Consider the following 7,848-nt stretch of genomic DNA (forward strand, 5'->3'; position numbering starts at 1 on the left):
TGTTGCGGCTCATGAGGTTGGTGTCACCCGGCGCCGTAGGTCGTGAGGGACGGGCAGGTCCCCGGCGGCAAAGATGGAAGTCGACCAAGACAACCGTCGCCGACACGAAGGACCTGCCCTGTGACCCACCGTAATGCTCCGCTGACCCCTCAAGGCCGTCTGCGGTTGGTGCTGCGCTGCCGCCATCGACCGATCGCCCACATCGCCGCCGAAGCAGGCGTCTCCCGCCAGTGCTTGGGCAAGTGGGTGGCCCGCTACCGCGAGCACGGCGAAGCCGGCCTTCACGATCGTTCGAGTGCACCAGCCCAGCGGCCCACCCAGACACCTGTTGCGGTGGTCGAGCAGATAGCGGTGATGCGGAAGAACAAGTGGTCAGCGCGCCGGATCGTGCGCGAACTCGCGGCCCAGGACATCCCCATCTCGGTGGCCACGGTGACTCGGTGGCTACACAAGCTCGGCCTCGCGCGCCTGGATCACCTCGACGTCGACGGCGAACCGCTGCGCAGGCCCGGCACCATCAAGGCCTGGTGGCCCGGGCACATGATCCACATCGATGTGAAGAAGGTCGGCCGCATCCCCGACGGCGGCGGCTGGCGCATCCACGGCATCAACTCCGACCAGGCCCGCGCCGCAGCCAGGGCCACCGCCAAGGCGAAGGCCAGCGGGACCCGGCCGGGCTACGTCTACCTGCACTCCGCAGTCGATGGGTTCTCCCGTCTGGCCTACACCGAGGCCCTCGAGGACGAGACCGCGAAGACCGCGATCGGGTTCCTCTTCCGTGCCCGCGTCTGGTTCGCCGCCCACGGCGTCACCCGCTTCACCCGGATCGTGACCGACAACGGCTCCTGCTATCGCGCCAAGGACTTCACCCGCGCGGTGTGCTCCTTCGCCGCGCGCCATCAGCGGACCAGGCCCTACACGCCCCGCCACAACGGCAAGGTGGAGCGATACCAGCGGATCCTGGCCAACGAACTGCTTTACGCCCGCCCCTGGCTCAGCGAAGACCACCGCCGCGACGCGATCGCGACCTGGAACCTGCACTACAACTACCATCGAACCCACAGCGCCGCCGGCGACCAGCCCCCGGCCTCACGCTTGCGGACCGGCGTCACCAACGTCATGAGCAACTACAACTAGGTGGGCGGTGAGGATGGGGATGCCGGTGGCGACTTGGCTGGCGTGCAGGTCGTGGACGTCGTGCACGTGGGGTAGCGCGTGCAGGTGCTGGCGCACCAGTTCGAGGTCGAGGCCCTTTGGGGTGGACTCGAGCAGGACGTCGATGGTTTCGCGGAGAAGTCGGATGGTGCGCGGGATGATGAGGACGCCGATGAGGATCGAGGCGATCGCGTCGGCGCGGTACCAGCCGGTGGTGGTGATGACGGCGGCGGCGGCCAAAACAGCGACCGAGCCGAGTGCGTCGTTGACGACCTCGAGGAATGCCGCGCGCATGTTGAGGTTAGCGCTGCGGCCGCTGGCCAGGATGAGCAGGCCGATGAGGTTGCCGATCAAGCCGACGATGCCGAAGACGATCATCAGGCCCGAGGCCACCTCGGGGGGTTCGAAGAGACGTTTGACCCCCTCGATCAGGACGAAGGCGCCGACGGCCAGCAAGAGAGCGGCCTGGGCAGCGGCACCGAGGACTTCGGCACGGTGGTAGCCCCAGGTCCGGGCGGGGGTGGCGGGTCGGCGCGCCAGGACGGCAGCGATCAGCCCGAGGGTGAGGCCGGCGACATCGGTGAGCATGTGCGCGGCGTCGGCGAGCAGGGCCAGGCTGCCGGACAGGACGGCCCCGACCACCTCGACGACGAGGACGGTCAGCGTGATGCCCAGCACGGCGGCGAGTTTGCCGCGGTGGTCGGCCAGGGCTGCCCCGTGGCTGTGGCCGTGGTCGCTCATGATGCCGCTTTGACGCTGCTGCAATGGGCATCGGTGCAGCACGTGGCGTTGGAGGAGGAGGCGATGGTGGGGCCGCATCCGCAGGTCTCGCCGCGCCACGCTTGGAGTCCTTCGCGGCTGGCGACGCCGGCGATGACCAGCCCGGCGATCGGGTCGGCCCACCACCACCCGAAGAGGCTGTTAACGAGCAGGCCGGCCAAGAGCACCGCGGACAGATACGTGCAGAGCAGGGTTTGTTTGGAGTCGGCCACGACCGACCCGGAGCCCAGTTCCCGGCCGGTTCGCCGTTGCGCCCAGGACAGGAAGGGCATGACCGCCAAGGAGAGGGCCGCGATCCAGATGCCTAGGGTCGAGTGTTCGGCCTCGCTGGCTACCAGCAGTGCTCGCATCGACTCCACCGACACGTAGGCGGCCAATGCGAAGAACGAGATGCCGATGCAGCGCAGGGCTTGGCGTTCCCTGGTTTCGGGGAGTTTGTGCCGGAACTGCCAGAGGATGACAAGTCCGCTGCCGACTTCGACCAACGAGTCCAGACCGAAGCCGATCAGCGCGATCGATGACGCGGCCGACCCGGCAGCCACGGCGACAACGGACTCCACAACGTTGTACGCCACTGAGGCGCCGGCAAGCAGTTGGGCTCGGCGTCCCAGTTGCTGTCGACGGTCCTCAGAGATCGCGGCAATGGTCAATGAGTGAGAGCGGGCGGAGTTCACTGGGCCACCCCAGCCCCGTGGCGCGGGCACAGCGTGACCGCGTCCCCGGTCAAACCCAGCAGGCGTTCAGCGCCGCGCAACAGATCCATCGTCGCCTCGGGGTGGGCCAGCGCGTAGATCGAGGCCCGCCCCTCGGGCCGCATCGTTACCAGCCCACAATCGAGCAGACACGCCAAGTGTCTGCTCACCGTCGACTGCGCCAGACCGAGGTGGGCGACCAGGTCGACCACGCGGTGTTCACCCAGGCTCAGATGCTGCACGATCGTCAACCGGGAGGTGTCGCTGAACCCGTGGAACAGGCATGCTGCGGCCGCCAAGGCTTCCTGCTCTCCAATTAGGGACTCATCGCGCATTTGCTTTGTCATCGCCACAAGACGATATTACTTCGGGTGGGGCCCCGCAAGGGCCGCTCGACCCGCACCACCATGGACGGGGTCTTTGCCTGCGGGGACTTGGTCGACCACACCTACCGTCAGGCCATCACCGCCGCCGGCTCCGGGTGCGCGGGCGCCCTCGACGCCGAACGATTCCTTTCCCACTGAGCAGCGGCGGGTGCCCAGGGTTACCCCCCTTTCGCGTCCTGCAGTGCCCGCGTGGTCGGGTGGGGCAGCAGAGTCAGCCCGTGGGCCGTGGACGGCCCGGTGGGGGTGTGGCGTGCGAGTTTGTCGCGGGCAGCCTTCACGGTGACGGTCAGCTGGGCGACCTCCCCGGGCCAGCCACGCTCCTCGGCTTCGACGATGCGTTCTTCGAGGTTGGTGATGATCGCGGCCAGCCGGTCGAGTTGGGCGGGGTCGACTCGGAGTACGGGGCAGCGCAGGCAGGCGTGTTCGTGTTCGCAGCGGGAGCCGTAGGGGCGGGCGCAGCTGCCCAGTTCGACCCGGCGCAGGGTGAAGTGTTCTTCGAACTCTTCCCATTCGGCGTCGGTGGGTTCGCGGTACTCCTGCGGGGGACGGCCGGTGCGCCGGTTGTCGACGAAGGTGCGGTAGGTGCGGATCAGGTCGTCTTGGAAGACCGCGACGTAGGGTTCGGTGCTGGTCAGGTGCCGATGGCCCAGGATCTTGGAGGCGATGTGCAGCGGGAGCCCGTCCTGGACGGCTGTGGTGGAGAAGATCCGACGAAAGTCGTGCGGGGTCAGGTGGATTGGTTCACCGGCCCGGTCGCGTAACTCCATGCGGACGAACAAGGCTTTGAGCCATTGCCGCAGGCTTGTGGTGCCGATGACGGTGGGCCCGCTGCCGTAGTCGCGTTGGAACAGGTGCGGCAGCCGGGGCCCGACGGTGCGTTCGTAGTGGTCGTAGCGGGCTACCAGCGGGATCGTGCCGTGGTTCTGGTTGCGCAGCCGGCTGATCACCAGGGCCAGGACGCTGGCCAGTTCGGGCGTGACCAGCAGGAGGCGTTCCTGGTTGGTCTTGGACGGGATGACCTGCAGCAGCGGCACGGTCTCACCGGTGGTGGACAGTCGGTGGGAGACCAGCGCGAGGTGGGTGAGTTCGAGGAGTTCCTCGATCCGAAGGCCCGTGTGGCGCAGGGTTTCCACGATGGCCCAGAGCCAGAACGCGTCGTGTTCGCGTCGGGTGGTGCTGAACCGCTCCCCGGTCTCAAGGTCACGAACGACATATGAGGTGCCCGGCGGCAGACCCCGGGCGGCTTTGACGTACCCGTCCTCGCGGACGTAGCTGCGGCCATCCACGGTCAACAGGTCATCGAGCGGGGCCTTGGCGGCGGCCTCGCGCAGGGCGCGGGCCTGGGCGAGTTCGCGTTCGAGATGGGCGACGATCTCGGGCAGGAGGGGGACGCGTTCTCGGATTCGTTGGTGGATCTTGGCCCGCACGTGCAGTTTGCGTCGGTTGAGTCCGGTCGCGTCGGCGCGGGTGACCGGGGAGGGCACCGCGTAGGGGACGATGGAGGGGTCTTCGTGGGCCCAGTCGCGCAGGTCGAGGTAGAACGAGCGGACGTTGAGCAGGATGTAGCCGCTGCTGGCGCGTGGCCGGGTTTCGCCGTTGACGCCGACCACCGTGGCTAGGCGTTCTTTCCAGGCGGTGATCACGTCGGCAGGGAGGGCGAGGGTGTCGATGCCGGGGTGGTGCTTTTCGATGTCGGCCCAGAAGTTGCCGACGATGTCAGCGGCCAACCCGGACAGCGTGGTGTAGTCCACCGAGGTCTTGCGCTCTTGCAGGTAGCGCACGAAGAGGTCGCGGATCGGTCCGGGGGTGATGTCGTAGCGGTCGACCAGGTGGGCCACGCTCCGCTGCCCCAGCCGCAGCTCTTCGTACAGGCCGTGGTTGGCCTCGAGGATCCCGACGTCGGTGAGCAGCTCCCACACCTGGTGACACCCGGCCGCGCGCACTCCGAGTTGGAGGAGCTGGGCGGAGCGGAACGCGAACAGGTCGTTCTTGGTGATGGCGGGCAGGTCGTGGCCGGTGTGGAGCATGACGCGGGCCAGGACGGTCCAGCAGTCGTGCTGGGTCTTGGCGCTCATGTGCCGCCGGTCCATGCCGTCTTGGAGGCGTTGCCGCAGGTCGGGGTCCTGTTGGGCGAGGATCTGTCGGTACCCGATCGCGGTCTTGAGGGCGGAGAAGTACGGGTAGTCCGGCAGGATCACCCGGGCCACGATCAGGGTCCTGATGCCGGAGACGGCGATCGCGCGAACGCTGGGTGCGATCCGAGGGTCCTGACCGTGACGCCTCAGGATCCACGAGTCCGGGTCGGTGTTCGCGCCGGCCGCGATCCACCGGTCGTGCCAGCCGTCCCCGGGGAAGGTCTCCAGCCAGTCCAGGACCCAGCCGATGCCCTCGACGAGCTCGTTGTGGTCGTGCACGACGGTCGGCCAGTCCGGCAGCTTCATGGCGATCCTCAGCACCTCGGCGCGGTCCGCCTGATCGTGAGGGCCGGGGAAGGTGACCCCGACCAGCTCCGGATGCAGCCGCAGCCGGCTGCCGACCTTGGCCATCTGCTCGTGGCGCAGCGCGCTGATCACGGCAGCAACCCGTCGCCGAAGAGGACCGCCAAATCAGCCGACCTGTAGGCGGTGGCCACCGGGGCCGGGTCGGGCTTGGGTTCTTGGAGGCGGGCCAGGTGGGCGGCGACCTTCTCAACGGTGTGGCGTTCGTCCTCGACCAGGTAGATCTCCGCCGTGGTCTCCATGTGGGCATGCCCGAGGATGGTTTGCACATCGCGCAAAGAGACGTTCTCGTCGGCGGCCATCCGCAGCGCGCAGGTATGCCGTAGATCGTGCATCGTCCAGTTCGTCCCCAGACGAGCGTTGGCCCGTCGGAGCACCGCGCGCAGCGCCTCGTACGTCATCGGGACCCGTGTCAGCGTGCCCTGGCGTTGACGGCGGCGCACCGTCACCCACACAGGATCACCCGGGCCGATCTTGCCGACCTCGGCCAGGTAGAGCCGCAGCCACACCATCGCCGGCTCGCTCACCGGCAGCCACTGCTGCGCCCGGGACCCCTTGCGGATTACCCGGACCAGCTGGTTGCCCCAGTCGACGTCGGCCCCTCGAATCCCCAGGACCTCGCTGGCGCGAGCACCGTTGCTGACCGTCAACGCCAGCAGCGCCCGGTCTCGATGACATGTCAGGGTGTCGAAGAGCTCGTCCCAGGCCTCATCGGTCAAGGCCCGCGGCCGCCGACGCGGAACCTTGGGGTTGTACCGCAGCTTGCCCTCGGGACGGAACGGCATCATCGGGTTGTGATGCGCATTCGGGCGGCGCCCACCCCCGGCCCGAAGCACCGGATTCATCACCGGCCCCCGGCCCTGCTCAGCCCAATACTCGTAGAACGAGGCCAGAGCTGCATTGTTGTGCCGGATAGTGCGCGCCGCGTAGTGGTCATCCAGATACTGCTTACCCGTCTTCGGGTTGACAGTCCCCACGAGATCAGCCGACAGCGTCCTGGCCGACCGGCGAGGTTTCGGATGCAGTTGAAGCCACAACACCAGGTCACGCACCTCCGCGGCGGTCGCACGATCCCAATCGACGCCGACGGCGGCCAGCCAGCGCCACCAGCGCAGCAGAACGTACGCGTAAGAGCGAACACTGCCCGCGCTGTTTCCTCGAGCGGCGAAGTCGCGCAGGAACTCGGCAACCGGCCCCACGATCAGACCTTCGGCGTCCTGCACAACCCACGCCACGCCCGAGCCTCCCGGCCGAACAGAGCCCCAACGACCAACAACGAGACGGTCAAGATCACGACTCACAACGGACTCCTCAGCAGACCCAGTAACGGTCCCCAGTCCTACCAGCGCCCACGGTCGTTAGTCCGGTCAACATCACCCGCCGACTCGGTGCTCGGCATCGCCCTGCACGACCGCCGCCTCGGCATGGTCGAGCGGATCGACACCCCGCCCATCGACCAGATCGACGGCATGCTCGCCGCCACCGTCCCCCCGATGCTCCGCGAGCGCCCGACCGCCGTCCTCGTCATCGGTTACGAAACGGTCACAGGACAGGCTGTCGAGGCCGTCGAAGCGCTGGCCTCGGCGCTCGCTGCTGCGGGTGTGGACGTGCCCGCACCGGTCCTCGTGACCCCGACCGGGTGGCGGCACCTGGACTGCACCTGCTGCCCCACCGGGGGCCACCCGCTGCCTGCTGCCGAGCACCCCGTGGGGCTGGAGCTGAGCGCCGCCACCGGCTCCGCCCCAGCCCCCTGTCGGGACGACCTCGCGCAGCGCCTGACCCCCACCCGGCACGCCGAGACGGTCGGTGCCGAGTGCGAGCGCATCACCCCCGAGCAGGCCGAGGACGTCACCGCTGCCGCCCTCGCGTGGAGCCGGGTTCTCACGGCCAGCACCCCCATCACGGACCTGCCCGCTCACGTCCTCGCCCTCGCCGCCGTGGCCCTGACCCGCAACACCGTGACGGAGTTCCGGGACGCGCTGCTGTCCCACCTGTGCACGGACACCATGCCCTCTGACCTGCTCGACCAGCACACGGTGCAGGCAATCCGGGAGAGTGTGAGCATCGACCCGGACCAGCCCCCAGCCGTCACCCTCGACCGGCTCATCCAGACCGCAGCAAGCCTGCCGGACGCCCACGCGGTCCCCGTCCTGACCGTGGTGGCCAACTACGCATGGTGGCGCGGTGACGGCACCATCGCCCGCCTCGCCCTCGACAGGGCACTGGCCATCGACCCGGGCTACCGTCTCGCTGCACTGCTCGCCCGTGCGGTGGACCTCGGTATCCGGCTCACCCGCTGACCCCCGAAGGGGTCCGGGGGCAGGGAGGCCGGGCAAC

7 protein-coding genes and 1 pseudogene are annotated in these 7,848 nt (G+C 68.5%); 3 read left to right on the plus strand and 5 right to left on the minus strand.

Translation table 11 applies throughout. The annotated features are described in order from the left end of the window. Positions 1–120 precede the first annotated feature (120 nt). Complete coding sequence (locus BN11_RS08315; RefSeq protein WP_048696518.1) at positions 121–1,137, plus strand: IS481 family transposase; 1,017 nt, start codon at positions 121–123, stop codon at positions 1,135–1,137. On the opposite strand, the gene BN11_RS08320 is transcribed toward BN11_RS08315, so the two are convergent. From BN11_RS08320 to BN11_RS08330, 3 genes are read right to left on the minus strand one after another with little or no spacing between them, the layout of a single operon-like run. After that, complete coding sequence (locus BN11_RS08320) at positions 1,090–1,896, minus strand: cation diffusion facilitator family transporter (RefSeq protein WP_083433618.1); 807 nt, start codon at positions 1,894–1,896, stop codon at positions 1,090–1,092. The two genes, BN11_RS08315 and BN11_RS08320, sit on opposite strands and share 48 nt — an antisense overlap. Beyond that, the gene (locus tag BN11_RS08325; protein WP_083433619.1) at positions 1,893–2,585 is read right to left on the minus strand and encodes a cation diffusion facilitator family transporter; all 693 of its coding nucleotides are present in this window, start codon (positions 2,583–2,585) and stop codon (positions 1,893–1,895) included. Before BN11_RS08325 ends, BN11_RS08320 begins: the two co-directional genes overlap by 4 nt. A 20-nt stretch (positions 2,586–2,605) precedes the next feature. Further along, entirely contained in the window at positions 2,606–2,974 is a 369-nt protein-coding gene (locus BN11_RS08330; RefSeq protein ID WP_048696522.1) for an ArsR/SmtB family transcription factor, read from the minus strand. 36 nt (positions 2,975–3,010) lie between these two features. Here BN11_RS08330 and BN11_RS22525 point away from each other — a divergent pair. After that, positions 3,011–3,151, plus strand: a pseudogene (locus tag BN11_RS22525) (thioredoxin-disulfide reductase); the annotation flags it as partial. A gap of 20 nt (positions 3,152–3,171) precedes the next feature. Here BN11_RS22525 and BN11_RS08335 read toward each other — a convergent pair. Continuing rightward, positions 3,172–5,586 carry a tyrosine-type recombinase/integrase gene (locus BN11_RS08335; protein WP_048696524.1) on the minus strand — a complete coding sequence of 805 codons (2,415 nt, stop codon included), beginning with the start codon at positions 5,584–5,586 and terminating at the stop codon, positions 3,172–3,174. After that, positions 5,583–6,746, minus strand: a complete 1,164-nt coding sequence (locus BN11_RS08340) for a tyrosine-type recombinase/integrase (protein ID WP_201329247.1) — start codon at positions 6,744–6,746, stop codon at positions 5,583–5,585. Before BN11_RS08340 ends, BN11_RS08335 begins: the two co-directional genes overlap by 4 nt. Before the next feature lie 153 nt (positions 6,747–6,899). On the opposite strand from BN11_RS08340, the gene BN11_RS08345 reads away from it, so the two are divergent. Further along, the gene (locus BN11_RS08345) at positions 6,900–7,811 is read left to right on the plus strand and encodes a DUF4192 family protein (protein WP_048696527.1); all 912 of its coding nucleotides are present in this window, start codon (positions 6,900–6,902) and stop codon (positions 7,809–7,811) included. The last annotated feature ends 37 nt before the right edge of the window (positions 7,812–7,848 follow it).

The organism is Nostocoides australiense Ben110, from assembly GCF_001050535.1.
GTDB classification, from domain to species: domain Bacteria; phylum Actinomycetota; class Actinomycetes; order Actinomycetales; family Dermatophilaceae; genus Nostocoides_A; species Nostocoides_A australiense.

What these genes read in the sequence shown, in the direction of transcription:
- BN11_RS08330 (WP_048696522.1), bottom strand. Translation starts at nt 2,974, where the DNA reads ATGACAAAGCAAATGCGCGATGAGTCCCTAATTGGAGAGCAGGAAGCC.
- BN11_RS08320 (WP_083433618.1), bottom strand. Translation starts at nt 1,896, where the DNA reads ATGAGCGACCACGGCCACAGCCACGGGGCAGCCCTGGCCGACCACCGC.